The sequence below is a fragment of the Ktedonospora formicarum genome, from assembly GCF_016587355.1.
GTDB lineage: Bacteria > Chloroflexota > Ktedonobacteria > Ktedonobacterales > Ktedonobacteraceae > Ktedonobacter > Ktedonobacter formicarum.
Map to the genome: position 1 here is coordinate 2,123,034 of NZ_BNJF01000001.1, position 25,547 is coordinate 2,148,580.

Sequence of the window (25,547 nt, forward strand, 5' to 3'; positions counted from 1 at the left end):
CATCTTCCTGCGTTCTTCATATGCTGAGGCAAATCATCGAGTAAGCTCTACTTTATGAAGCCCGCGATGAGGACGAGAAAAACCAGATGTACAAGCATAAAGATGAAGAAGCCAAACGCGAGGAGGGCTATGAAGCGTCTATCGCTAGCCTGCACACGCAGAGAATTGGGGTAGGCCAGAGGCCAGCGCTCAGCTGCGACCATGCCCATTGCAACACGAACACGGAGCGGGGAAGCGATCTTCGCGCGGTGTAGTTCCGCAATGAGAGAGTTATAGCAATGCTTGCAGAGAAGCCAGGTATGGCGAGGCTCTGGCGCATCTTCTGGTTCCAGAATCTTTAAAGGCTCAAACCAGATACGTTGCCGACAGACAGAACAATGTTTGGTCTTCAGTAGCCCCTTGCGCAAGCTTTCATCCTTCAACATCAGTTGTGTGCTGGCCCTGCGCATAGCCTCTTTCATAACGCGCCCTTGTCCTTCCTTACGCTTTTGGGATTCAATCTTCTACAGTCGCGCTTATCAATCGGCTGTATCATAACAACGAATATGATCGTCTGCAAATATCTATCTATTTATGATACTACTCTCCATTCACCCTGTCGATATGTTTCCCTACTTGCCAAGTGTAACACATTCAAGCAGAGTGTAGGACACCATCATCGTACTACATAAGAGCAATTATTCACCTCTGATGGGTACAAAAAACGAGCCTGATACCTTTAAAGGTATCAGGCTCGTTCTCCTCACTAGAGGATTCTATATTTTTGCCATCGCCTAACCCTGGATCATCAGCAGTGGCAACAGATAGACCACACTGAAGACAATAATCCAGACAATATCAACGAAGTGCCAGTACATTTCAGCGGCCTCGACCGCGAAATGCTTCTTCGCCGTGAAGTCACCACGAGTGGCGCGGATGAGGCAGATAACCATAAAGAGAATACCAATCGACACATGCAGTCCGTGGAAACCAGTCAACGTAAAGAAAGCCGAACCGAAGACCTTGGTCTGCAACGTGAAATGCTCACTATAGAGATTGATATACTCATAGACCTGACCACCCAGGAAGACAGCTCCCAGGAAAATAGCCCCAGCCAGGCCAATAATTAAGCCTTTTTTGTTTCCTTTGGTAATACTCCGGCGGGCGTAGACAGCTGGAATGCTACTCAAAAGCAGGATAGCAGTATTCCCAAGCGCAAATGTCCAGTCCAGGTGCTCGCCCGAAGGCAAGAGCCAGAGACCATCTTTGATTTGCAAGCCACGCACTTCTAGATAGAGATACGCAGCAATCAGGTTCGCGAAGATCAAGGCTTCGGAGGAAATGAAGAGGATCATGCCCCACCAGTTCAGGCTACGGCCAACCTCAACGTGCTCCTCAAGCGGCCTGACTTGCTCGCCATGCACAACACTCATGTTACGAACTCCCTAAGGTCTTACGCGAAAACCTGCACATGCAGGTTTTCGGCGAGACATAACCATTTACTATCTACGGTCGTAGATCCATCCTATGATACAACCAATGAGCAGCACCACACCGAGAGCACAGACAATTGGCTGAAAGGCAAAACCCACCAGCGCGACAGAAACCGCCGCCGTTGTCGCCAGGGGCCAGATGCTCGGACGAGGCATCAGATCCTCTTCCTTTGGCAAGGGCCTCTTACGCTTCTTCACAGGCGCTTTCGCTGACTGCTGCGAGTCCTCTGGTGTGGAGGGCTGGCTTTCCTCCTCCGCCACCTGTTCTGCGATAACCTCTTCAGGAGACTGCGAGACAGGCTCGCTCTTCGGCTCCAATTGTCTCGAATTCGTCATGGTGCTCACGTACCTCTAGTGAATAGCCGACTTCCAGTCAGCGATTTCGGGATTCTTCTTGTCATAGAATGGGCGGCGACTGCGTACCACGGGAATGGTCAGGAAGTTGTACTTCTTAGGAGGCGATGCGGTATCCCACTCCAGAGTGAAGGCATCCCATGGATCACTACCAGCCTCTTTGCCTGAGCGCAAGCTCTTGATAAAGTTAAAGACGAAGACCATTACGCCAACGCCGATCATGAAGGCACCAACCGTCGACATGAGATTCAACTCATTCCAACCCAGATCGCCAGGGAAGGTATAGACGCGGCGTGGCATACCCAGCAGTCCCAGCAGGTGCATGGGGAAGAAGGCCAGGTTCATACCAATCAGCAGCAGCCAGAACTGAACCTGCGCCAGCGTCTCACTCATCAGCTTGCCAGTCATCTTGGGGAACCAGTAGAAGATACCCGCGAAGATTGCCAGCACGCTACCACCGAAGAGCACGTAGTGAATGTGCGAAACAACGAAGTAGCTATCCGTGACCTGGTAGTCAAATGGCACAACAGCCAGCGCGGCACCATTCAAGCCACCAATCAAGAACATAGCGATAAAGCCGAGCGAGAAAATCATCGGCGCTTTAAGTACCAGCTTGCCTTTATAGATCGTACCCAGCCAGTTGAAGATCTTCACAGCGGTTGGGAGAGCGATCAGAGCAGTGCTGGAAGCGAAGAAGGCCTGAGCCACAGGAGGCAGACCGACAGCGAACATATGGTGCGCCCAGACGGTAAAGCTCAGGAAACCAATCGCCACGCCGGACCAGGCAATGAATGTATAACCAAAGATAGGCTTGCGCGAAAAGACTGGCAAGACCTCGGAGGTAATACCAAAGGCTGGCAGGATCAGAATATATACTTCGGGGTGACCGAAGGACCAGAACAGGTGCTGCCACAGCAGTGGATCACCGCCGTAAGCATACTGGTAGAAATGCGTCCCCAGGTGACGATCCAGCAGGAGCATCACGCTGGCAACCGTCAGGCTTGGCAGCGCGAAGAGCAGCAGGAAGGACATCACCATGATCATCCACGAAAAGAGGGGGATACGGTTGATGCTCATACCAGGAGCACGCATTTTCAGGATAGTGACCACAAAGTTCAGCGAGCCGGTAATCGAAGAGATACCCAGCAGCGTCGTGCCCAGAATCCAGAAGTCGGCATTCATACCAGGCGTACAGGTATAGGCATGGACGCCACAAGCCTCTTTCGAGAGGCTCAGAGGTGCATACATGAACCAGCCACCATTGGGAGCGGCATTAAAGAGGAAACTGGCCTGCAAAAAGACACCGCCAAAAAGCAGAATCCAGTAACCGAAAGCGTTCATGCGCGGGAAGGCCATGTCGCGCGCGCCCATCATCAGCGGCACAACATAATTACCAAAGCCCGCCATCATTGGCATCACGAACAAGAAAATCATCGTGGTGCCATGCATGGTAAAGATCTGGTTATAGGTTTCAGGACTGATCACCTTGCCATTGGGTTCCGCCAACTGGGTACGGATCAAGAGCGCTTCAAGACCACCCACCAGGAAGAAGAAAAAGGCAGTGACCATGTACATAATACCGATTTTTTTATGATCGGTCGTCGTGAGCCATTCGCCAAGATAACTCTCGCTAAATGACTTCTCACGAACTACTGTTGTAGCCCTATCATTGATAGTGCTAGTAGCCATGAATAATTCCCTCCAACAAATCTAACCCCACAGATGAGGTAGATGGGCAGCAATCGCTACTTGAGGCTTTCCAGGTAAGCAATCAGGGCAGGCAGGTCCTCGCTACTCACGTTCACCGCCATATCATTGCCCGGTTTTACCCCCTGAGGATTGGATATCCATTTCGCCAGGTTACAGTTACTCAAATCTCCGCCAGGCTGGCACGCTTCTATATTGTTTTTCAGTACGCCACCTGCGATCAGGTTACGACTACCAAAGTGTGTCAGGTTTGGACCAATCAGACAGCCATTATCTTTGGTTGGATCATCACACTGCCCCATAGGGTTAGGATCCTTGAGATATGGTGTCTCATCACTGACACCTACGATGCCGTGACAGGTCGTGCATTGATTCTTAAAGATCTCTTCACCTTTCGCCTCCAGGCTACCGGGTGTTGGCACTGCTGCCGCCTGCTGCTGCTTCTGTGCCCATGAAAGATACTCATTGTTATCCTTCGTCACGACAACATTGAAGCGCATATTGGCATGCTGGGTGCCACAGTACTCAGCGCAGATACCCTCGTAGGTCACGCCAGCCTTATCGGAACTGAACCACTTTTCATTATCGTGGCCGGGAATCACGTCAGTTTTACCTGTCAACTGAGGGACCCAGAAGCTGTGAATGACGTTGTTTGAGTACAGCTTGACATGGACATTGGTATTCGGAGGAATAACCAGCGAGTCAGCCGTAGTCATCTTATACTCGGGGTAGTAGAACTCCCACCACCACTGGTGCCCATACGCCGTAACCTCGATGGTCTTGCCTTCAGGCTTTGTCGATACATCGAAAATACCACGAATGGTCACACCCAGCACAATTAACAATACAATTGCTGGGATCACCGTCCAGATCACCTCAACGGTGGTATTACCATGCGTCTGAGGCGGGGTTGGTGAGTCAGGGCGCGCACGGAAACGGATCGTTGAATAGATCAGCATGCCCTCAACGCCCACAAACACAACCGCAGCGATGATGAGAATAGTCCAGAATATACCGCTCTCACTTCTAGCGATTGGACCCGCCGGATCAAGGATCGAAGGCGAATTCTCACCGCAAGCGGTTAACAGTATCGAGGTCAAAGCCAGGCCAGTCACTAGGGCTAGCCAACGCTTCGGCCTACGAAATAAAGGCATCCTCACGTCTAAAATCTCCTAACACGTAGTTTGACGATGAACGATAATGTCTCTTTTTCCGTCGACACTTCTTCCATTTTACTGTCCAAGTGTAGTTAGAGACCCTAACAGGTAGCTTGCAGTCCCCAAATATCACCTTACAAAAACCTGAACATAAATCCCCATACACGCTCACTACACGCGCTTGCAAAAGATCCTCGCAGCGTGTAATTTGGAACGGCAGGTGGTATTGGAATAGGTCAGAGGACACTATTGTTTGTCTTACAAAACTATTCAGTTTCCAATCAACATGTTTCACATACTCGCTACTTGAGGTGAAATCATGCTACCAGCGGTCGCGTGAGCACGCCACCGTAATACTGGGGAAATAGAGAAACATACACCGAAACACGCACCAATCCGAATAGTCGCGCTTTCTATTAGAAATCTGAGCGCAAAGATTATTTCCCACGAAAGGTTATGGCTATTTTGCTTTCTTGCCAGACGTCCTCTCAGGTGCAATCTCCGCTACATACTATAACAGGAGTCGCGGTAGTGAACAAGGGGACTTCTATAAGGTGATGGACTGGTACCTTTCAGGTGTTTGTAAGGTGGCATTTAGTGCTTGCAAGGCTCTTATCAGGAGTAAGACCGACAATGATATACGCTAAGCCTTACGCGATCTTTTGAAACGACTCATTAATACCGATTACAATTACCAGGAAACAGAATGTTGTATCGCACAAGCAACGACCGCATGTACATATTTTGAGGAGAAGATTGTTGTGTCACAGTCCAATACCACTCTCGCCGCACAGCCAGCCTGGCGCGCGACACTTTCAGCATATATCAACCTTGTGAAGCCGCATGTGACGGTGCTTTTGTTGGGAATCACTGCCGCAACTATGGCGATTGCTCAACGTGGGCTACCTTCTCTGGGATTGGTCGCGGCGACTTTGCTCGGTGGGCTCCTGGCAGCAGGAAGCGCGAACAGCATCAACTGCTATATAGACCGCGACATTGACCAGGTGATGGGTCGTACCCAGCGCCGAGCACTACCAGCGGGTCGTGTCCAACCTACGCATGCGCTGATTTTCGGTCTTACATTGGGAGTGCTCTCATTCTTTGAGCTCTGGGGTCTGGTAAATCTTCTGAGCGCTCTCCTCGCGACAGGGGCAATCTTGTTCTATGTTGTGATCTACACGCTTGGCTTGAAGCGCACAACGGCCCAGAACATTGTTATAGGTGGCGCAGCTGGTGCCATGCCCGTTCTGGTTGGCTGGGCCGCGGTTACCAATAGCGTACCTCTCGATGCCATCTGGCTCTTCGCGATCGTTTTCTACTGGACACCACCACACTTCTGGGCACTCTCCCTTCTCATTCAGAAAGACTACGAGAAAGTCAATGTTCCTATGCTTCCGGTAATGATGGGAGAGTTCGAGACACGCAAACAGATTCTCTTATACTCAGTCCTCCTGGTCGCGGTCACTGTCATCCTCTTCTTGATGGGAACGATGGGCTACTTCTACTTGGCTGGCTCATTGATCCTGGGTGGCATTATGGTCTATATGGCGATTCGCCTGATGCGTGATGACGCCTCCCGCAAGTGGGCGCGCACGCTTTTCTGGTATTCTAACTGCTACCTCGCTCTCATCTTTGCCGTCGCGGTGATCGACCGAGTCGTCCACTTCTAAACTAAGAATGGGTGGGAAAGAGGTTTCCGATCGTTTAGTACAGCCGTATGTACCTGAAATATGAAAGACAGATATAGACGAGAAAAACCATGAGCATTCCTTGGAACTGGCGTACCGCCTCCCGACTCTCAGTTATCACATTGGCTATACTGGTTGTGATTGTAGTTCTGGTCTACCAGCGTGTCTCGACTGAGAAAGCGAACTCACTTAATAATAATCCTGTCACCGCCACCGGTCTTCAAGGAACGGACCTGGGCAAGACACCTGTTACCAACTTTACCCTGATCGATCAGAATGGGAAAACGGTCTCACTCTCCGATTTCAAGGGGCAACCCGTGGTTGTAACTTTTATGTTCACACAATGCCCCGATCAGTGTCCACTAGAAGCACAGAAGCTACACTCAACCCTACAACTGCTTGGTTCCGATGCCAACCATGTAACACTGCTCGCAGTTAGCACCGATCCTCATAACGACACTCCACAGGCAGCGTTACAATTTACACAGGCTCATAGCCTCGACAAAAGCAACTGGCACTTCCTGACAGGTACCAGCGAAAAGCTTTCCCCCGTCTGGAATAACTTTCATGTCTTCGCTGGTAGCAATGGGCAAACCGCAGACCATAGCCTGGGCATTTATGTGCTGGATAAGCAAGGCAATGAGCGTGTCTTCCAGGACAGCGCGTTTACACCGGACCAATTGGCAAACAACCTGAAGAAATTATTAGCTGAATAAGTCTACCAAGAAACAATCTCAAGCTTATGAGAGAGCGGCCCTTATGGGGCCACTCTCTTTTTTATTTATCTTCACTGCTGGTTTCACATATCTTACGCTTGACGCGCAACGTTCTATGCCTTATCCTTGTAAAGGCCACATATCACAACCTATAAGCAAGATACCTCTTAAGCTGGGAAAGCACAAACTATCAGGCAAGTAGAGAACAGCACTGGCGTTTAATTAGCCGAAACAAAGATAGTTGGGATCTATGCAAGAAACGTATACCTGGCGCGAACTACTTCATAAGATCATCACCGACGTACATGAGCGTCAACGCATCGCCGAACTACTCAAAATTAATCCTGTAACGCTGACACGTTGGGCCTCCAATAAGTCCAGTCCACGCCCAGAAAGCTTACGTCAGCTGCTCGACGTTCTGCCCTCGCAACGTCAGAATTTTGTAGAGTTGCTCGCCAGGGAGTATCCACAATTTTTCCTCGAAGATAAAAGCCAGGACGAGATTCTCACAGAGATTCCCGCCTCATTCTATGAGTATGTGCTCAAAACACACATCACCAGCCCAGCTCATCTACGAGCCTCTACTATCCGAACCCTGATCCTACAACAGATTCTGAATCATCTAGATCACCTGGAGCTAGGCATGGGTGTGCTCATTGCACAATGCCAGGCAACCATTGTGAAGACGCAAACCACATCATCTACATCTGGGCGAAAGATCCGAAGCCTGCGATCCACGCTCGGGCAGGGCACGGACCCCTGGAGCAACCATGAACACCAAACATACTTCTTCGGAGCAGAATCACTCGCAGGTCATGCAGCACTCTCAGGGCACTATATGATCGCGCAATCACACACAAGTACCCAGAACCTTTTCCTCTCACAGCAGGAAACACCAGAGGAAAGCGCTATCGCCTACCCAATCCTGCTCTCAGATCATATCGCGGGCGTCCTCTCTATCGTAAGCACACAATCCAACTTCTTTACCACAGCCCGCCTCGAACTCATCGCCAGCTATACGGAGTTACTCACTCTGGGCTTCGATCCATGCGATTTCCATCGCCAACAAGACCTTGACCTGGGCATTATGCCATCATTTGCCAAGCAACAGGCCAATATCTCAAACTTCCAGCAGCGCGTTGTCCAATGGCTTATTCTGGCGCAACAGAATGGGGAGATGGGCGCGACACGCACACTTGCCGAAGCCCATATCTGGCACGAAATAGAAGAGTTTTTACTCTCCCAAGCCTGATCTCAATGAGATATCCATCACACCTTGCATCTTCCTTACAAAGCTAGCTTGCAGGCCGAACAAAACCTCGTCTGCTTGCACGAAATCTGTATATTTGGTATGCTTATTTCAAAGCCTTATACGAATTTTCAACGCCGCTGCTCGCGGCTAGCGCAAAGCGCTCAGGCTTTCGTATAAGGAGTAAGGGCAAAGGTGGGAAAACTCTGTCCTCATAATATAATTTCTTTTCAGAGGAGAGCGAGAGCCTATGGATACTTCTCTTCAAGGTACCAATCTCACTATGGATAAGGTACAGGACCTTGAAGTGGCACAAGAGGCAGAAGTGACCGAGGCCGAGCAGCATATCCATCTGCCAAGTCCCAGCCTGTGGCCGCTTGTTTTGAGCGCCGCGATTCTGGTGACCGTCGCTGGATTGCTCGGCCTGCCAGATAGCCCTTGTTAGCCATCATTGGCGCACCCTTCATCATAGTTGGAATTATGGGTTGGGCTTTAGAAAATCCAATGGCAGGACATTCCCATGAGGAAGTGTCCACGCCAAATATACAGATTACCAGTGAAGGTGCTCAGCAGATCCTTGAGCGTGCGCGCGAAATCGCGGAGCGCTCCGTGACAGTGAGCAGCACCGCCTATAGCACACACGCTGCGAAAGTTGAAATTGAGGGTGAAAGTGTTGAGGGCGTTATTCTGGCGCTCTATGGTAAAGTCGAACTGGAGACCCAGCGCGAGGAATTAGCCACAGAGATACGTCAGATCCCTGGCGTGCTAGAAGTCAAGAATTTCATGATCGCAGAAGACACAATTCTGCGCACCGCCTATCAACGCCTCGACGCGATGCGTGCCAAGGGTAAGCTTGAAGACGCGCAGAACATTTCCATTCTGGTAGAGAACTATATCCTGCATTTGTATGGAGATGTTCCCCAGAAGGATATGAAGTATGCCCTAGAGCGCGAGATGGTGGGCATTACCGGTGTCAAGGTTGTGGTCAATCACATTGGCCTGAACAAAAACATCCCCGGCAACCTGGGCAAAACACGTAATGTATAAACCTTGTTAAGAGGCCATACAAGAAGAGAAGGAGAAGGGGGCAGTCAAAAGACTGTCCCCTTCTCCTTCTCTTCCATTTCTTCAGATCTAAATCATGTTCTGCGATGGCGCAAGAAGGCGGGAATATCAATCACATCACCCCGGTTCTTACTATTCAGATCAGGGTTCAGGCCGCGCACCCTGCGTCGATCTGGGTTTGGACGCACTGGCTGCACATCTGGTTCCGGCCCAGGCAATTTCCCATTCGTTGTTCCCATTGGCTCCTCGTCCACCAGATCATAATCTTCTTCCTCGTCCTCAAGGAAGTCATCCTCTGGCTCACGAGTCGCTGGTACCACCGGTATCTGTCCAGTTGGGTGATTTGGCAGATTAACACTGATTGGTGGTGTGACCGGCGGCATATCAGCCTCCCCAAAGCGCAAACTCCCCTCGTTTACACTTGCAGCTGGCAGATTATTGCTAGCGTACATACGCCCATCGGGATGGCGGCTATCCTGGCGATTTGACTGTATGGACGGATATGACGAGGTACCAGTCGGCACGCCACGACCCGTAGTTACCCCATCAAATCCTGTCGCGATCACGGTAATCTTCATGCGCCCATCAAACGCAGGGTCTTGTACAGCACCAAAGATAATGTTCGCGTCAGGATGTGCGGCCTGACTGATGATCTCAGCAGCTTCATGCACCTCAAAGAGGGTCATATCCATGCCGCCAGTGATATTAAAGAGTACGCCTCGCGCACCACTAATATCGATGTCCAGCAAGGGGCTAGCAATGGCTATCTGCGCAGCCTCCACTGAACGCGCGTCGCCAGTAGCCTCGCCAATCGCCATTAGAGCCGAGCCCGCCGAAGACATAATCGTCTTAACGTCCGCAAAGTCCAGGTTAATCAGGCCCGGAACAGTAATTAGGTCGCTGATACCCTGAATGCCCTGACGCAGTACATCGTCCGCAAGCTTGAAGGCCTCGGAGAGAGGCGTCCGCTTATCGGCGATGTGTAACAGGCGATCATTAGGTACAGTGATTAAGGTGTCGACATGCTGCTTTAGATTCGCGATGCCCTCTTCCGCAGAAAGCTGGCGCTTTTTGCCCTCAAACATGAAGGGTCTTGTCACCACACCCACGGTAAGCGCACCCAATTCACGCGCGATCTGTGCAACCACTGGACTCGCTCCAGTCCCGGTTCCACCACCCATTCCAGCCGTGATAAACACCATGTCGGAGCCTTTGAGGACCTCATAGATCTCTTCCGCGTTCTCTTCCGCGGCCTTGCATCCGACGCCAGGATTCCCGCCAGCCCCGAGGCCACGGGTCAACTTTTGACCAATGTGTATTTGCGTTGGAGCATCGGTGCGTAGCAGGGCCTGGGCATCAGTATTAATAGCGATAAACTCAATGCCTGTCATGTTGGCCTGAATCATGCGATTGACAGCATTACTTCCACCCCCACCAACTCCAATCACACGGATTTGGGCAAAACCTTCAAGTTGTTCATTATCGATAGGTAACATTCGTTTCGCGGCCCCCTTTCGAGTCTCTATTAGGTAGAACGGACGAGAAGCAATTTCTCTTACACCTTTTCTACTAGAAACTCATGCTAAGACAAAAATGCGCGCATCAGACGCCCCAGAAAACCAAAGGGCGACTTTATATCGGCCTGCCCTTCACCATAATTAGCATCTTCATCTATCATCAGTGAGGTATGGCGCAATCCCCACAACAGCAAACCAACCGCCGTCGAAAATGCCGGACGGCTAATTGAGTCCGCCAGCCCATGCATTCCCAGAGGAGAACCTATACGCGCCGGTACATCCAGCGTATGCGCCGCTATATCTAGAATGCCTGGCAGTTCGGCACAGCCACCTGTAATGACAATGCCTGCTGTCAACAAGCCATCATAGCCAGACTTCTTGATCTCCTCATGCACCATGCCAAATAATTCTTCGACACGGGCCTGGATAATCTCTGCCAATAACTTGCGTGGAACAAGGTCATTACAATCAGGCATGAACTGTGACAGGTCGATCATATCGTCCTCATCAATGCTCGAAGGGTCGCAATGCCCATACATGACTTTAAGTTCCTCTGCCACAGCTGGCGGTAAGCGCAAACCAATGGCAATATCGTTGGTGATATGATTGCCACCCACACCCAGGACCACGGTTTGCCAGATTGCACCGTCAGCAAAGATGGCAATATCAGTTGTACCACCACCAATATCAACCAGAGCCACACCAAGCTCAGTCTCACCCTCGGCCAAGACAGCCTCGCTCGATGCTAGAGGCTCTAGAACCAAATCTTCAATGTCAACATGCGCACGATGGATACACTTAATCAAATTATGAATAGAAGAGACGGCGCCCGTGATGATATGGGTCTCTACTTCCAGACGGAAACCCGACATTCCTATAGGGTTCTTGATACCCTCCTGCCCATCCACTACATAGCCACGAGGGATAACGTGAATCACTTCGCGGTTAGCAGGGATAGCAATGGCTTGCGCGATCTCAATAGCACGACTGATGTCATCCTGCACAATATCGCGATGGTTCGGCGAGATGGCAACAAACCCTTTGCTATTTTGTGAGTCGATATGGCTACCCGCGATACCCACATAGGCCGCAGAGATCCTCTTTCCTGAAAGGCGCTCCGCACGGTCTAACGCCGCTGTAATAGAAGTGACAGTCTCTTCAATGTTGACCACCACTCCGCGACGCAAGCCCTGCGAAGGGCAGGTGCCAACGCCAACAATGTTCAGCTTCCCGTCACGATCCAGCTCGCCAACCAGGGCACAAACTTTTGTTGTTCCAACGTCAATTCCGACGATCACCCGCTCTTGCACGATTTTACGCTCCTATTGGGCGGTCCAACTGTGAGACGCACTACAAAGACGCTTTCCATTCTGACAGTGGACCTTTGTCAAGACTGTCATAGATATGTGCTGCATGTTTTTCATATAACATTCATCGCTTTTCCTAGTTTAAGCGTGTGTTTTAAGCGTATATACCGGACGCAGCCCGTAACGCAGGTCAATACTGGCTAAGGATAATTGCTGCTCTTCCGCCATGTCTACTATAGCCTTGAGAGTTAACAGACGGTTGTTCAGCGAATTCGTATCATTCGCGTCTCCCAGGTACGCTTTCCAACCAGCCGGACTCACAACAACAAACGAGCCATTATTTTGTTTCTGTATCCCTCGCCCATCAATAGTATTAGCATACATTGTACCATCGTAACGTAATTGAAACGCATGCATGTCAGCTACTTTAGGCAAATGCTCAAACACGTCTCTCGCGAATTGGATTTCTCTCGCGTTTATCTGCATTCCAGGCTTAATACCCTGTCCACCACTCCCCTTTCCAGATTTGGCATTCTCCTGAGCGATAACCGTTGTAGGCGCGATAACCGTAGGCAGGCGCCCACTCCCTGGCGTCTCGCTAGCTTTCGCTATGAACACCCCATCTTTATCAACGCTATAACTTCCCTGGCTCGTCTGCCAGAGCAAGACTGGAACGCGTTCCGAAACTGTTATTGTCAGTTGATTGGGCCATTGCTTACTGACATTTGCCGTGCGCACCAGGGGCAGAACCATCACCTGTGCTTCAAGAGAGGGTACATTCACCAGAAAGATATTCTGCCCCTGCATCCCCTGCTTCTGTATCGCCTCAATTAAGGCGCTATTGTGCGTTCCTGTGACCTGCACTTGCGCTATCCGAAACGCGTTGCCTGTAAGCGCAAAGCTTACCGCAACAATAAGCACAATTATACTAATAACAAGGCTCATCAGGCGCCAGATAAACCCCTTCCGGCTCTTCCGACGCCCACTACGTGATGGAATCTCAGAGGGGGCCTTATTTGCTGAGCGCCTGGGTATGCTCTTTAGGCGCCCATTTGTGGCCCATGCCCCTGTCTGAGCGAAGGTTCTGGGCGCGATCTGATGCATCTGCTTCTGGGAAGATTGAGAGCGCGTTCTGCGCAAATGATCTCGTCTTTTCGCGAAGGTTCCCCAGGCTACCGTGGGGTCGGTTTCAGGAACTTTCACCTCACGCCGCAGGACCGCAGGCCTGAGGATAGATTGAATGGCCTGCGGCTCTTCATCGCTTTTCGCTTTGTCGTTTCGCTTCCCAAGCGCTCGTTTATAGCTATGGGCCGCGACTTGCTCTGGTAATCGTTGCCGATGTTTCATTGGGTTGAAGCCTTCCACTCACCACGCAGTTCAACCTCCATTTCTAGATCAATGTTGAACTGCTCTCGCACGCGCATATGGGCTTCCCGTATGAGCGCTGCTACATCCGCTGCTTTCGCTCCACCAAGGTTAACAATAAAGTTAGCATGACGCTCTGACAATTGCGCCCTGCCGATTGTCCAGCCCTTCAGGCCAGCTGCTTCTATCAGGCGACCAGAATGGTCACCATCAGGATTCTTAAAGACCGAGCCTGCACTCTGTTGTGGGGGCTGAGTCCGCTTACGATGCTGTTTATAGGTGCTGATCGTCTCGCGTAGAGCATTGGTTTCTGCACGGTGCAGCCTCACGCCCAATTGCAGAATGATCTCGCCTGGCTCAATCAAGCGACGCTCAGCCGCGAGAGGATTTCCTTCTTCATCGAATTGAACACGCCGCTGGGCGCGGAAACGGCTATGACGATAGCGCAAGTCCAGATCCGCATGCACATAATGCTCGACAAGCGGCTCTACCGGGTTCTCCTCGCAAGCACGAGCATCAAGCACGTCGACCCACTCCAATACCTCACCAATGTTGCCATGGTGTGCGCCCGCGTTACTAATCACACCTCCACCCAGGGTACCAGGAATACCAGGGCCAAACTCTAACCCGCCCCAACCCAACGTCGCCAGTTCATTGAGCAGTTTAGGCCAACTAACACCCGCGCCTGCGTTGAGGAGAGCAGTGCCATCGCTCCGCTCTTCAATGGTATAGGTATTCAAGGCAATGCGTGCCACAATGCCTCGAACGCCAGCATCGGCATACAGGACATTGGTGCCATTCCCCTGGCAGAGCAGGGGCCAACGCCTCTGCGAACATTCGCTTACCAGTGCCACCAGATCTTCTCGCGACTCTAGCGTTATCCAAATGTCAGCCGGTCCACCCACACCAAAGGTACAATGACGCGCCAGCGGCTCATCACAACGCACGCGCTCCCCAAAACGATCTCGTAAAATGCTATAAGCTGTCTCTTTATCAAACGCCATAAATATGTGTTTCCTTGTATAAACTCCTTATCCGAAAACCTGGGTGCGCCTGCACTAGCTGCGCTGCGCCTTCGTATGAGGTTTGGTTTTCGCATAAGACCTTAGTGGAGGGTAACGCGAAGCCTTGGGAGCTAGGCGCGACCTGGTGCCCGGTTTTGTTTCAACATTTCAGTGATGGTATAGACATCTCCGGCTCCCATGAGCAGGACGATATCGTCTGAGAGTAGCGTCTCCTGGAGCAAGGCCGCTGTCTCCCGCACGTTGCCTCCGTAAAGGATACGTGCCTGCCCGCTATTAAAATGCTCACGCTTCTCAATGGCCTCAACCAGTTGGCGCGTATGTATCAAGCCAGTGTCGACCTCACGCGCTGGAAAAATATCGCTCAGAATAGCGATATCAGCGGAATCGAAAGCCTCCAGGAATTGATTGAAAAAGGTTTTGGTTCGGCTATACATATGTGGCTGGTAGACCGCAACCACGCGTCGCCCTGGATAGCGTTTACGGGCCGCCTCCAGGGTAAGCGCGATAGCGGTAGGATGGTGCGCATAGTCGTCGACCAGAAGTACATTCTGACAGATATGCTCACCACATGCCAGATCCCCCTGGTGACGGATCTCGAAGCGCCGCCTTGCGCCTGTGAAGCCCTCAAGAGTACGCGCGATAGATGATGCATCTATTCCCACAGTGTAGGCTGCCGCCAGTGCCGCCAATGCATTCTGGACATAGTGAATACCTGGCAGAGGGAGATGGAAACGCATCTCAGGGAAGGTCATTCCTTCGGGAGCGTTATGCAATCGGACCCGGAAACTGGTCTCCCCCTCCAATTGAATATCGTACGCCTCAAACGTCAGGCGTCCCTCCCCCTGCCGAGCGCCATAATCCTGGATACTATACTCAACAATTGTCCCAGTCCAATCGTTGAGGCGTGCACAAAGTTCATGACAACCAGGGCTATCACCGTTAACGATGATCGTCGTTGGCAGAGACCAATTACTCTCCATATCCATGCCACGAATGAAATGCTCAAACGCGTACAGAAAATCCTCATAGTTACTGAAGAACTCTGGATGCTCGAACTCTATAGCATTGACCACTGCCAGCCGAGGATGATAATGCCAGAAGTTATGGTTAAACTCATCAGCTTCGTTGACAAAGTAGTCGCTCTGCCCAAGGCGATAGTTCGCGCCAAAACGCGGCACAACCGCACCAATCTCACAGGTCGGGTCCAACCCAGCATCAACCAGCATCAAAGAGAGCATTGAGGTGGTGCTGCTCTTGCCATGGACACCACACACAGAGAGCAAGCACTTCCCCTCTGTCAGGGTTCCAAGCAATTCCTGCCAGGTTTTGACAGGAATACCTCGACGGCGTGCTTCAAGCAATTCGGGATTTTGCGGATCTAGCGCAGGCACAGCGGGGCTGATAATCAACGAATCCGCTTCATGTAGGTGCTCTGCGCTATGTCCAATCTGGATAGGAATCCCTACCTGCGCCAGCGCGCGTGTATTCGCCGACTCCTGCCGGTCACAACCAGTCACGATCTCTCCCTGGTTATGCGCGATCTGCGCCACCGAGGAGATGCCGCTTCCACCAATACCCATGAAATGTAAGTGCGACCTGTTCAAATGTTTACCGCCTCACGTTTTACTGTTTTGCCTCGACTTTTCTGTGCGATCTCTACAATCGCTTCCGCAATGACCTGCGTTGCGTCCGGCCTGGCAAGGCCACGCGCATGCTCTGCCATAGTCTGCAAGTAAGATGGTGTGGTTAGCATATGTGCGACTCGCTCAGCAAGCAGTTCTGGCGTCATTTTATCATTGAGCACACACTCCGCCGCCTGCTCACGCTCAAACATAGCGGCATTCGCCTCCTGGGGTGAAGCGCCTATACCTGGCGGAAGTGGGACCAGAATGCTTGGTTTCCCCAACAAAGCCAGTTCACAGAGGGTAGACGCACCTGAACGGCAGACCACAATTTGCGCTGCCTGGATCGCTAGTGGCATCTCCTCCGACATATAGGGGACCAACTTATAACGTTGTCGTGTCTCCTCATCGGCTCCAGCCAGGATACTTTCTGCCAGGGTTTGTGTCTCGTTATAGAGCTTCTTGCCACTGATCTGGAGAACCTGGCAATGCTTGAGCAACTCAGGAAGCGCCTTACAGACGACCTGATTGAGTGCCCGCGCCCCCTGACTGCCTCCAGTAACCAGCAACAAAGGAAGATCGGATCTCATTCCAAGCCGTGTACGGGCCTCCTCCGGGGGCACTGAACGAATGTCCAGCATCTCCTGACGTGGTGGATTCCCCATATGCACTGTCTTCTCCGCAGAGAAGTAGCGGATAGAATCGGCAAAGGCAACTGAAATTCTCGCTGCGAGAGGAGAGATGAGCTTATTCGAGAGATTGGGCGGCACGTCCTGCTGATGCATCAGCAGTGGCACCCCATTAATCTTTGCCGCCAAGCCTGCGGGAACGGCGACATAGCCACCGCTTGTAAAGGCTGCATCGGGATGAAACTCACGCACGATAGAGATGGCCTGCACCATCCCTAACGGGACACGCGCTACGCCCTTAACCGTTCGCCAGGAGACAAAGCGCTGGAGCTTGCCAGCTTTCACGGTCGCCAGCTTAAAACCAGCAGCGGGAATCACCTCAGTCTCCTGCCCATCGTCGCTCCCGAGATAGAGGATGTCCGCGTTATATGTATCTCGAAGGTACGTCGCCACCGCCAGGGCTGGATAAATATGCCCTCCGGTGCCTCCGCCCGATATTAAAATTCGCATGCTACCTCTTTATGGAGACGCTTCCGCACGCAAGACGGGAGCGAGTCCTATACTTTCTTTTTCTTAAAAGCTCTGGTAATAGTCTGACGCGAGAGCGCGGGATCTTCCGGCTCGCGAATATAGCGTGAAATGTTCAGCAGGACACCAATCGCGGCCATCGAGATGACAAGCGAGGTGCCACCAAAGCTGATAAAAGGCAAGGGAACACCAGTATAAGGAATGGTTCCCGTGGTGGCTCCGATATTAACGGCAGCCTGCAAAACTAGCCAGGTTGTGATACCGGTTGAGAGCAGAGCGCCATACATATCCTGTGAGCGCCGCGCCAGGCGAAAGCCTCGAAAGGCCAGTCCCAGGAACAAGATGATCACCAGTGCGCCGCCAATGAACCCTAACTCCTCACCAAGAATGGCGAAGATCGAATCAATATGCGGAAAGGGTAGATAACCTGTTTTCTGCCGACTCTCCCCAAGCCCCAAACCCAAAATACCACCTGATCCTAATGCCAGCAACGACTGGTAGAGCTGCAAGTTAATACTCGTAATATGCTGAAACGGGTCGAGAAAGCCCATCAGGCGATAGAAACGGTATCCCTTAAAAGCTTGCGTCATAAAGATCAGGGCACCACAACCCACCGCCAGCAAGAACTGAACGATATTAGCCCCAGCCGTGAAGAACATGGCCGTTGAGAGGCCAGCAATCACAATAGCAGTTCCCATATCATTTTCGAGCAAGACCAGACCAAGAATCAGCCCTACCAGTATGACGAAGGGAGTGAGTCCATATAAGAATGAGCTTACCTGATTGCCCTTGCGTGCTAACCAATCTGCAATATACAGCGCCAGGACAAGTTTCGCCAGTTCGCTCGGTTGAAACGAGAAAGAACTACCAATTGTAAACCAGCGCGAAGCTCCATAATTGCTCGTCCCAAAAAACAGAACCAATACCAGTAGCGGTAACACAACCACCAGACCGATCAGAGAAAATCGTCTCCATTGCCGGTAGTCAATCCGCGACGCCACTAGCATTGCCACAACTCCCATAAAACCTGAAATCGCCTGCCTTTGGAAATCATGTGACGCATCACCATAAGTACGCGCAGAGAGAAACGAGCTCGCGCTATAGACCATGATCAGACCTATGCAGAGCAGAGCCAATGTAAAGATGAGCAAGAGTGAGTCCATTTTACCTGGAGTGCGCTGGAGGCGCATCTCTAGCTCACGAAGTTTACTCTTTTCTTCCTCACTGATGACTTGCACGGGCTCACGCTCGATAACGGTAGCCCCTTTGCGCTCCATTTGAAGACGCTGGGCAATACTCTGGGCGAAGGATGACTTATCCTTCCGCCAGCTATGCCCAAGCCCGGCATTACTCTCTCTCCGCACGCCTGGTCGACTGTTATATGCATCCGAGACGCCTGTTCCCCGCTTCAAAGGTGGCAACCTTCGCTGTGCCTGTGGCGGTAGGGTCTCTTCGGCAGCGTAACTCATTCCGACCTGGCGCTCCTCTGCACTCCCTGACCAAAGCTCTTCCCAGAAGCTTTTCTTCCTGGCTGGAGGTCTTTCGCGCTGCCGCTCGGCTGCTTGTAAGGCTGGCGAGCGTACCGAGAGCGACGAGCGTTGACCCTTATGCGTTCGGGCACGGCTCCCATTCTCAGATTGAGCCTTAGCATATCGTCTCTGCTTATATGTATCTCGTTCCATAAGATGCTCGTCTTTCCCTAACAAGATCCGATGCGGATCGACGTTTCGACTCGGCTCTCTAGTTGGGCGCTCAAGCTCCTACGTCCATATAGAAGCGCTTGTATCTGGCTCTTCTCATTCCTCACCTCAACACCTCCCCACTAAGTCAGAGCGATTCTAGTAACCATCCATTCCTGGCGGACATAGCATCGCTAGGCATTCTCCTCGGTATTCTTTCCCCTATCCTCTGGTAGAGGTGCGCCTCTCTGCTGCACCTCGTCTTCTTGCATAATCTGCAAGGCTTGCTCAACATCCTGATCGCTCATATGCAGGTGGTTTTTTTGCAGATCAAGCTCTTCATTGCCTTTGCCCTGAACAAGCTTTTGCCAGGGATCGCTTGCAAGCAAGGGTACTCCAATAGCGCCCTGCTGCTCCTGGTTCATACCTTCTTCCACTCCTTCTACCTCCATGCCAAGCAACTCTTGCCAGGCTTTGCTGAGTTCATTCTCTAGCTTGTGCTGCCTTTGTGGCGGCTCTTCCTTGTTTTCCTGCATAACGTTCCTTCTCAACCTCTCATCGACTAACGATCTGTGGAGCATTACAAGCTACTTCACAGGGCGGTCCGATGCGACATGATAACGCCACATTAACTGCTGCGCGATCTTGTTCCATAATGGTGCCGCCGCCGTCCCACCATAAATGGTGCTCTGAGGACGGTCGAGCGTCACAAGGATAGCGAAGCGCGGATTCGACGCGGGCAGGAAACCCGCGATTGAGGCTTCCGTCTGATCCTCAGAAACACCCTGTGTAGTCGCGGTTCCACTCTTCGCCGCAACGCTATAGCCCGGCACAACAACCTGCTTATTATAATCGGCTGCGTGAGTGAGCATCTGCGTTAACTCCTGGGAGGACTTTTTACTGATAACCTGACGGAACACCTGCGACTTCGTAGATGTCAGCTTGCCATTGTCATCGATTTGTGAGACCAGATATGGCCGCATCATAGCTCCTTGATTAGCGATTGCGGCATAGGCCATCACAACCTGGAGAGGCGTGGCAGTAATGCTCTGCCCAAATGCCTGACGTGTCAGGTCGCTAGGCGTCCATCCCTGCGATGTAGGAGTTCGATACCCACCTGGAGCCTCAATACCGCCAACATTGGTACGCGTACCAAAACCAAAACGCTCCAGATAGGGATAATAACGCTTGGCTGTCAGGAAGTCATGTGCGACCGTGGCGGCCCCTACATTGGCGGAGTAATCGAGGATCTGAGTCATACTCTCAGTTCCATGCGCCTGATGCTCCCAATTCGCGACCAATACCGCATCATCAAAAGTGACAGTACCATTATCCTCAATAGTAGTTGTTGGAGTAACTACTCCCTGATCCAGGGCCGCTGCCAAAGTGATCGCCTTCATGGTTGACCCAGGCTCATAAGTACACATCAACACTGGATTGAAATAGACGCTCAACGTATCCAGACAGCCCCGCTTATTGTAATATTTGCTATAGCTATTGGGATCAAAGGTTGGCGCACCAACCATAGCAACAAGCGCTCCTGTTTTGACATCAACGATAGTTGCTGTCCCGCCAAGAGCACTCGTCTCTTTGATTCGACTCATCAGCGCCTGCTGCGCAATATACTGCATTGTGCTATCGATAGAGAGCGTCAGGTTCGCACCATTAATAACTGCTTGCTCGGAGCTAGCACCTACAGTTAGTGGGTTGCCATTCAGGTCAGTCTCAGCCGTGAAACTTCCCGGCTTACCTGCCAGGAGTTTATCAAACGTCCCTTCAATGCCATACAGTCCCCCCTCGTCAGGCTGGACATAGCCTAGAATTTGCGCCACCAGATCATTGCTGGGGTACACTCGCACCGTACGCGGCTCCAGAAAGGTATACGGGACTTGCAAATTGCGCAATTGCTGACTCTGTGCAGGATCAACCAGGGTTGCAATACGTATGGTAGAACGCCCAGAAGCAAAGTCAGCACTCAGTTGGGCTTCCGAGAGTGAGGGAAGTGCCTGATGCAGCTTGGAGACAATCTTCTGAAGCTCGATCTTGCTCTGCTCAGCGTCAAGATTATCGCTAGCAAACTGCAGCGGTTCAATATACACATCATCCCGAATGACGTTGGTAGCAAGGACGATGCCAGCGCTATCATAAATAGTACCACGCGGCGCGTCAACGACCTGATTTTGTGTGTGCTCGGCATTGGCCCACCGGGTAAGCTGGTCTGATCGGATGGCCTGCCAATAATAGAGCCGTCCCAACAACACCACCATCGCAACACAGATCAGCAAGAAGATAACTGTTTGCCTGCGGCGCGCTCGTTGTAGCTCTGGGCTCATTCGATTTCTCCTTGCATCCTCGTTTCTTAGGTGGAAATAGAGAGTTGTCAGGTCATAGAAAGAGAGAACTGTGGGCCTAAATAGCCCTGTGCCCTCAGAGTCTGCTTAATATAGTTCATACATCCCTCCAACTGAAAAGCGGAAGGCCTGTGATCTTTCAATTACGGCTCACCTGGTACCGACTCCAGACCACGCACAGTAATGATCTGAATATCATCTGGATCAGAGGGCTGAAGACCCTGTTTGCGTGCTTGCTCAGCGATATAGGCTGGTGAGCGTTCCTCAGCCAATTTTTGCAACAGATCATGGTTTTGACGCTCGATCTTACTCTCGTTCACACGCGTGCTCTGCAACTGCTGATTGGTTGCAACTCCCTGCCCAAGCTGGCTCAGATAGAGAACAGCCATGAGACTAATCAGGACGACGCTGGCAACAAAAAGCGAGGTAGGACCCATGCGAAAGAAAAATGGGCGAAACTGACCGCGACGTGAGGCGACAATGATGGGTTCCTCTTCATGTTTTCTGGTTTCGTCCCTTTGGTCCTGCTTGCTGTCCATGCTGTATCCTTTCACTCTGTGAGCACTTGCGCCGCGCGGAGGCGCGCGCTACGAGCCCGTGGATTGCTCGCTATCTCCTGTTCAGTTGGAAACACTGGTTTGCTGGTCAGAATGCGTAGACTGGCCTTATGACCGCATACGCAGACCGGCATACGCGGAGGACAGATGCAATCCGTCGCCTCACGTTTAAGAAAGGCTTTAACGATGCGATCTTCCAGCGAGTGAAAAGAGATAATAGCGAGCCTGCCCTGCTTACCGCCTGCTTGCAAAAGCGCTAGCATCTGTGGCAATACCGCTTCCAGGCGCTCCAATTCCTGATTGACCGCGATCCTTAAGGCTTGAAAGACGCGCGTAGCAGGGTGAATCGCACCGTGTTTATAAGGCACTCCCGCCGCAGCGATGCTCGCCAACTGTCCAGTGTGTGTAATCGCTTGCTTCTCGCGCTCGCGCACAATACGACGTGCGATCAAGCGCGAACGACGCTCCTCACCATAACGCCAGAAGATATCAGCCAATTCTTCCTCACTTGCACTATTCACAATATCCGTCGCGTTAATAGCAAGATCCTGATTGAGACGCATATCAAGCGGACCATCGGCGCTAAAAGCAAAGCCTCGTTGCGGATCATCCATCTGGTCCGAAGAGAAGCCCAGATCCAGCAAAATACCCTCAACTCCAGTGAAGTTAGCCTCGCGTGCGAGGCGCTCCATATCGGCGAAGTTTCCGTGGCTGAGGACCAGGCGTCCCTGCGCGATCTCCTCGCGAAGTCGAGCCTTTACGCGCTCCTGAGCCCGGCTATCGGTATCGATGCCCAGCACACACCCATCGGGTGCGGAAAGCCTCAACAATTCGCTGGTGTGGCCTCCTCCCCCCAGAGTCCCATCAATGTAATGTCCACCTGGTGTAGGACGCAGATACTCCATAACCGCGTCCAGCATCACAGGTATATGTTGCGTTTGCTCTCTATTCATGCCAACACATCTTTATGTTAAAAGGTCATTGGAGCCAGTACGAGATGTGCCAGCCAACGACGAAGTAGTTACCTGTTAAAAGGGTATACCGCTACCCTCAGCATCAAGTCGGTCTTGATAGGCACGCCAAGTCGCACGATCCCAGATTTCTACATGATCGCGTACGCCAACAATCGTAACCTCTGTACGAAATGAAGCATAGGCACGTAATTTTGCTGGAAGTACAATTCGTCCCTGCCCATCTAATTCCACTTCACTTGCGCTAGGATAAATCCGCCGCTCAAAGTCGCGTAGTTCCTCACTTGACTTGCCTGCGATCAGTTCATTGGATTTTTCTTCCCAGCGAGCCATAGTGTACAGAGAGAGGCAGGTCCCCATGCCCTTACCTAGCACCGCACCCCGATCCAACTGTGTGCGAAAACGTGCCGGTATTGCCATACGACCCTTACTATCTATTGTATGTTCGTACTCTCCCAGAAACATAGCCTATGACCATCTCACGCTCTTAACGTGCTGATTCGACCAAACGACGATGCTACTCTATAGAACAACTTCTTTGCCAAAATTTCCCCACTTTGACCCACTTTCCCCCACTACATTGTAGCACTTAAAGGGTATATCGGAAAAGAGCCTTCTTAGCCAATTTTAGTTTTGGCATCTCAAAGCTATCCTATTTAAACTTCTTCTCTACTTACTCTTCAGGATTCTATGCCGCCTTACAAAATGCTTGAATGCTAAGAAGTTTCTAACCAAGTTGCTGAAAGCTCCTATTAATTAATGGCGTATAACAGATTAACTAAACAAGGCTCTTATTTGACAGGTATTAGGCATCCAGCCTACAATCAAACGTGAACAGGCACATCTACATGTACATCTACAAACGACATCCAGGTCAATGCATTTGAGGTGGAGCAAACATATGCCACAACAACCATCAGATCATAAGCCAGGGCACGCAGAAAGTACTGCTGCTCGCCTGGTCGCTCCAGGTATCTGGCAATTCGTCATCCCCATCCCTTTTCCTTTGCGCACAGTCAATGTCTATGCTCTTGTAGGTCCCGATGGCTGGGTTCTGGTCGATACAGCACTCGGCACGCCTGAGGCGCGTGCAGCCTTTAACACATCGTTACAGGACGCCCACCTGGCTCTTGAAGACCTGCAAGCGATTGTACTCACTCACCATCATCCTGATCATGTGGGACTCTCAGGCGAGCTCCAGGCACTTACTGATGTCCCCGTCTACATGCATCCCATCGATGAGGCTGCGGTCCAGATCATCTGGAAGAACACGATGGGGCAACGCTTTGATACAGTATCCACCTTTTTCGCACAACATGGTCTGCCTCAAACTGATCTCTGGTATACTAGCGAAGATCCGGACAAAAGGCGGCAGGTTATAAGCGTTCCTCCTCATGAAGCCTTTCGCCTGGTAGAGGATGACACACATCTGACTCTGGCTGGCGAACGCTATCGCGTGCTCTGGGTCCCCGGTCATTCGGATGGACAAATTAGCCTTTTGCGTGAGAGCGACGGCATATACCTGTCAGCAGACCATGTCTTGCCACGTATCACGCCCAATATCGGCCTCTATTCAACTCAGAATCGTCCTAATCCCCTCGATGATTTCATCCATTCCTTACGTCGCGTTTCTACTCTGCCTGCTAGTTTGGTGCTCCCGGGACATGGCAACCCATTTCCGGGCCTTACTCAGCGTGCGCAAGAGATCATAGATCATCATCAGGAGCGTCTACAACTCATCCTGACTTTATTAGCGCCCCGCTCCCAACACGCCGCAGCAATTACAGCACAGCTTTTTCAGGATCGTTTAAAGAGCGACGAGGCACGCCGGATGGCGGTTGCGGAAGTACTCTCGCATCTCGAATATCTACGCTATACGAATCAAGTCACACAACAACTCGCAAATGATGGGACTATTCGATACTCAGTGGTATAGAACACTGTAAAAAATCGTCTCAAAAATGAAGGCAAGGCAGGCCGCTTTTCAAGCCTATTTTCGCTACCCAATGACCGCTTCAATCGGCCTGTAGAGCGGTTTTACTATATATATTCAATTATCCAGCCATAGTGACACGCTTGTATTTCTTAAATTCGCATGTTATACTGCCTAACGGCAGTGAGGTTATAATGCCGCTTCAGGGGCTTCGTAGTCTTGTACAGAGTGAAGCACCAGGCCATATTTGGTTTTTGAAACTCAATTGGCAGGCGGCACGTGTTGATAGTTGCAAGGAGGATTAGTACCTATGGCTAAAGAAAAAGCTGCTACAGCGCAAACTATCGGTCGTCAAGAGCTTTCACGGCGGATCGCCAAACAAGCAAAACTTTCGCAGAAACAGGCTGCCGAAGTGCTCGAAGCCACCCTCGATTCTATTCGCGAGGCACTCCAGGAGGGCGACGAAGTACGCCTGGTTGGTTTCGGGTCCTTCAAAGTTCGCACCAGTGCCGCACGCAAGGGCGTCAATCCCCGCGATGGTAAAGAGATTGTTGTTCCTGCCAAGGAGCGAGTGCGCTTCTCCCCTGGCAAAGAACTCTCAGATGCTGTCGTCAAGAAATAGTTGATATTCATGTGATTCTCACTGCCAATCCCG

24 protein-coding genes are annotated in these 25,547 nt (G+C 51.3%); 7 read left to right on the forward strand and 17 right to left on the reverse strand.

From position 1 onward, the window contains the following. Positions 1-47 precede the first annotated feature (47 nt). The 5 genes from K3T82_RS09165 to coxB form a co-directional block, all read right to left on the reverse strand. Entirely contained in the window at positions 48-461 is a 414-nt protein-coding gene (locus K3T82_RS09165) for a hypothetical protein (RefSeq protein ID WP_220193171.1), read from the reverse strand. Between the two features lie 312 nt (positions 462-773). Next, positions 774-1,412 carry a cytochrome c oxidase subunit 3 gene (locus K3T82_RS09170; RefSeq protein ID WP_220193172.1) on the reverse strand — a complete coding sequence of 213 codons (639 nt, stop codon included), beginning with the start codon at positions 1,410-1,412 and terminating at the stop codon, positions 774-776. Between the two features lie 69 nt (positions 1,413-1,481). After that, a complete protein-coding gene (locus K3T82_RS09175) occupies positions 1,482-1,808 on the reverse strand; it encodes a cytochrome c oxidase subunit 4 (RefSeq protein WP_220193173.1) in 327 nt (108 codons plus the stop codon). A 15-nt stretch (positions 1,809-1,823) separates the two neighbouring features. Then, positions 1,824-3,515 (reverse strand): cytochrome c oxidase subunit I, encoded by a 1,692-nt coding sequence (gene ctaD / locus K3T82_RS09180; protein ID WP_220193174.1) that lies wholly within the window; start codon positions 3,513-3,515, stop codon positions 1,824-1,826. A gap of 56 nt (positions 3,516-3,571) precedes the next feature. Next, positions 3,572-4,687, reverse strand: a complete 1,116-nt coding sequence (gene coxB, locus K3T82_RS09185) for a cytochrome c oxidase subunit II (RefSeq protein WP_236031268.1) — start codon at positions 4,685-4,687, stop codon at positions 3,572-3,574. Positions 4,688-5,451: 764 nt separating this feature from the next. Here coxB and K3T82_RS09190 point away from each other — a divergent pair. From K3T82_RS09190 to K3T82_RS09210, 5 genes are all read left to right on the forward strand, one after another. Next, positions 5,452-6,360 carry a heme o synthase gene (locus K3T82_RS09190; RefSeq protein ID WP_220193176.1) on the forward strand — a complete coding sequence of 303 codons (909 nt, stop codon included), beginning with the start codon at positions 5,452-5,454 and terminating at the stop codon, positions 6,358-6,360. 89 nt (positions 6,361-6,449) lie between these two features. After that, positions 6,450-7,094, forward strand: a complete 645-nt coding sequence (locus K3T82_RS09195) for an SCO family protein (RefSeq protein ID WP_220193177.1) — start codon at positions 6,450-6,452, stop codon at positions 7,092-7,094. A gap of 250 nt (positions 7,095-7,344) precedes the next feature. Continuing rightward, positions 7,345-8,346, forward strand: coding sequence for a GAF domain-containing protein (locus K3T82_RS09200; RefSeq protein WP_220193178.1), 1,002 nt, complete (start codon positions 7,345-7,347; stop codon positions 8,344-8,346). Between the two features lie 247 nt (positions 8,347-8,593). Next, entirely contained in the window at positions 8,594-8,788 is a 195-nt protein-coding gene (locus K3T82_RS09205; protein WP_220193179.1) for a hypothetical protein, read from the forward strand. A gap of 59 nt (positions 8,789-8,847) precedes the next feature. After that, positions 8,848-9,390, forward strand: a complete 543-nt coding sequence (locus tag K3T82_RS09210; protein WP_220193180.1) for a BON domain-containing protein — start codon at positions 8,848-8,850, stop codon at positions 9,388-9,390. 92 nt (positions 9,391-9,482) lie between these two features. Here the strand turns inward: K3T82_RS09210 and ftsZ are convergent, their stop codons facing one another. From ftsZ to mraZ, 12 genes are all read right to left on the reverse strand, one after another. Further along, positions 9,483-10,904, reverse strand: a complete 1,422-nt coding sequence (gene ftsZ / locus K3T82_RS09215) for a cell division protein FtsZ (RefSeq protein WP_220193181.1) — start codon at positions 10,902-10,904, stop codon at positions 9,483-9,485. Positions 10,905-10,990: 86 nt separating this feature from the next. Then, the gene (gene ftsA / locus K3T82_RS09220) at positions 10,991-12,235 is read right to left on the reverse strand and encodes a cell division protein FtsA (protein ID WP_220193182.1); all 1,245 of its coding nucleotides are present in this window, start codon (positions 12,233-12,235) and stop codon (positions 10,991-10,993) included. Positions 12,236-12,373: 138 nt separating this feature from the next. Next, on the reverse strand, positions 12,374-13,579 hold the full coding sequence (locus K3T82_RS09225) for a cell division protein FtsQ/DivIB (protein ID WP_220193183.1): 1,206 nt from the start codon (positions 13,577-13,579) through the stop codon (positions 12,374-12,376). Further along, entirely contained in the window at positions 13,576-14,601 is a 1,026-nt protein-coding gene (gene murB, locus K3T82_RS09230; protein WP_220193184.1) for a UDP-N-acetylmuramate dehydrogenase, read from the reverse strand. The genes K3T82_RS09225 and murB overlap by 4 nt, the downstream gene beginning before the upstream one ends. Before the next feature lie 131 nt (positions 14,602-14,732). Then, positions 14,733-16,226 (reverse strand): UDP-N-acetylmuramate--L-alanine ligase, encoded by a 1,494-nt coding sequence (gene murC / locus K3T82_RS09235; protein ID WP_220193185.1) that lies wholly within the window; start codon positions 16,224-16,226, stop codon positions 14,733-14,735. Beyond that, complete coding sequence (murG, locus tag K3T82_RS09240) at positions 16,223-17,383, reverse strand: undecaprenyldiphospho-muramoylpentapeptide beta-N-acetylglucosaminyltransferase (protein ID WP_220193186.1); 1,161 nt, start codon at positions 17,381-17,383, stop codon at positions 16,223-16,225. The genes murC and murG overlap by 4 nt, the downstream gene beginning before the upstream one ends. 47 nt (positions 17,384-17,430) lie before the next feature. Continuing rightward, positions 17,431-19,083 carry a putative lipid II flippase FtsW gene (gene ftsW, locus K3T82_RS09245; protein ID WP_220193187.1) on the reverse strand — a complete coding sequence of 551 codons (1,653 nt, stop codon included), beginning with the start codon at positions 19,081-19,083 and terminating at the stop codon, positions 17,431-17,433. A gap of 191 nt (positions 19,084-19,274) precedes the next feature. Continuing rightward, positions 19,275-19,616 carry a hypothetical protein gene (locus K3T82_RS09250; RefSeq protein WP_220193188.1) on the reverse strand — a complete coding sequence of 114 codons (342 nt, stop codon included), beginning with the start codon at positions 19,614-19,616 and terminating at the stop codon, positions 19,275-19,277. A 51-nt stretch (positions 19,617-19,667) separates the two neighbouring features. Next, positions 19,668-21,413, reverse strand: a complete 1,746-nt coding sequence (locus K3T82_RS09255) for a peptidoglycan D,D-transpeptidase FtsI family protein (RefSeq protein ID WP_220193189.1) — start codon at positions 21,411-21,413, stop codon at positions 19,668-19,670. Between the two features lie 161 nt (positions 21,414-21,574). Beyond that, the gene (locus tag K3T82_RS09260; RefSeq protein ID WP_220193190.1) at positions 21,575-21,970 is read right to left on the reverse strand and encodes a hypothetical protein; all 396 of its coding nucleotides are present in this window, start codon (positions 21,968-21,970) and stop codon (positions 21,575-21,577) included. Between the two features lie 11 nt (positions 21,971-21,981). Then, a complete protein-coding gene (gene rsmH / locus K3T82_RS09265; protein WP_220193191.1) occupies positions 21,982-22,941 on the reverse strand; it encodes a 16S rRNA (cytosine(1402)-N(4))-methyltransferase RsmH in 960 nt (319 codons plus the stop codon). A gap of 75 nt (positions 22,942-23,016) precedes the next feature. Next, entirely contained in the window at positions 23,017-23,424 is a 408-nt protein-coding gene (gene mraZ, locus K3T82_RS09270; RefSeq protein WP_220193192.1) for a division/cell wall cluster transcriptional repressor MraZ, read from the reverse strand. A 436-nt stretch (positions 23,425-23,860) separates the two neighbouring features. On the opposite strand from mraZ, the gene K3T82_RS09275 reads away from it, so the two are divergent. Further along, on the forward strand, positions 23,861-24,895 hold the full coding sequence (locus K3T82_RS09275) for an MBL fold metallo-hydrolase (protein WP_220193193.1): 1,035 nt from the start codon (positions 23,861-23,863) through the stop codon (positions 24,893-24,895). Positions 24,896-25,202: 307 nt separating this feature from the next. After that, on the forward strand, positions 25,203-25,514 hold the full coding sequence (locus tag K3T82_RS09280) for an HU family DNA-binding protein (RefSeq protein WP_220193194.1): 312 nt from the start codon (positions 25,203-25,205) through the stop codon (positions 25,512-25,514). Positions 25,515-25,547: the final 33 nt, after the last annotated feature.

What these genes read in the sequence shown, in the direction of transcription:
- K3T82_RS09205 (WP_220193179.1), top strand. Translation starts at nt 8,594, where the DNA reads ATGGATACTTCTCTTCAAGGTACCAATCTCACTATGGATAAGGTACAG.
- K3T82_RS09210 (WP_220193180.1), top strand. Translation starts at nt 8,848, where the DNA reads ATGGCAGGACATTCCCATGAGGAAGTGTCCACGCCAAATATACAGATT.
- rsmH (WP_220193191.1), bottom strand. Translation starts at nt 22,941, where the DNA reads ATGAATAGAGAGCAAACGCAACATATACCTGTGATGCTGGACGCGGTT.
- ftsZ (WP_220193181.1), bottom strand. Translation starts at nt 10,904, where the DNA reads ATGTTACCTATCGATAATGAACAACTTGAAGGTTTTGCCCAAATCCGT.
- K3T82_RS09195 (WP_220193177.1), top strand. Translation starts at nt 6,450, where the DNA reads ATGAGCATTCCTTGGAACTGGCGTACCGCCTCCCGACTCTCAGTTATC.
- K3T82_RS09260 (WP_220193190.1), bottom strand. Translation starts at nt 21,970, where the DNA reads ATGGACAGCAAGCAGGACCAAAGGGACGAAACCAGAAAACATGAAGAG.
- K3T82_RS09200 (WP_220193178.1), top strand. Translation starts at nt 7,345, where the DNA reads ATGCAAGAAACGTATACCTGGCGCGAACTACTTCATAAGATCATCACC.
- murB (WP_220193184.1), bottom strand. Translation starts at nt 14,601, where the DNA reads ATGGCGTTTGATAAAGAGACAGCTTATAGCATTTTACGAGATCGTTTT.
- mraZ (WP_220193192.1), bottom strand. Translation starts at nt 23,424, where the DNA reads ATGTTTCTGGGAGAGTACGAACATACAATAGATAGTAAGGGTCGTATG.
- K3T82_RS09165 (WP_220193171.1), bottom strand. Translation starts at nt 461, where the DNA reads ATGAAAGAGGCTATGCGCAGGGCCAGCACACAACTGATGTTGAAGGAT.
- K3T82_RS09280 (WP_220193194.1), top strand. Translation starts at nt 25,203, where the DNA reads ATGGCTAAAGAAAAAGCTGCTACAGCGCAAACTATCGGTCGTCAAGAG.
- K3T82_RS09170 (WP_220193172.1), bottom strand. Translation starts at nt 1,412, where the DNA reads ATGAGTGTTGTGCATGGCGAGCAAGTCAGGCCGCTTGAGGAGCACGTT.
- ftsW (WP_220193187.1), bottom strand. Translation starts at nt 19,083, where the DNA reads ATGGAACGAGATACATATAAGCAGAGACGATATGCTAAGGCTCAATCT.
- K3T82_RS09250 (WP_220193188.1), bottom strand. Translation starts at nt 19,616, where the DNA reads ATGCAGGAAAACAAGGAAGAGCCGCCACAAAGGCAGCACAAGCTAGAG.
- ctaD (WP_220193174.1), bottom strand. Translation starts at nt 3,515, where the DNA reads ATGGCTACTAGCACTATCAATGATAGGGCTACAACAGTAGTTCGTGAG.
- K3T82_RS09275 (WP_220193193.1), top strand. Translation starts at nt 23,861, where the DNA reads ATGCCACAACAACCATCAGATCATAAGCCAGGGCACGCAGAAAGTACT.
- coxB (WP_236031268.1), bottom strand. Translation starts at nt 4,687, where the DNA reads ATGCCTTTATTTCGTAGGCCGAAGCGTTGGCTAGCCCTAGTGACTGGC.
- K3T82_RS09225 (WP_220193183.1), bottom strand. Translation starts at nt 13,579, where the DNA reads ATGAAACATCGGCAACGATTACCAGAGCAAGTCGCGGCCCATAGCTAT.
- murG (WP_220193186.1), bottom strand. Translation starts at nt 17,383, where the DNA reads ATGCGAATTTTAATATCGGGCGGAGGCACCGGAGGGCATATTTATCCA.
- K3T82_RS09255 (WP_220193189.1), bottom strand. Translation starts at nt 21,413, where the DNA reads ATGAGCCCAGAGCTACAACGAGCGCGCCGCAGGCAAACAGTTATCTTC.
- K3T82_RS09175 (WP_220193173.1), bottom strand. Translation starts at nt 1,808, where the DNA reads ATGACGAATTCGAGACAATTGGAGCCGAAGAGCGAGCCTGTCTCGCAG.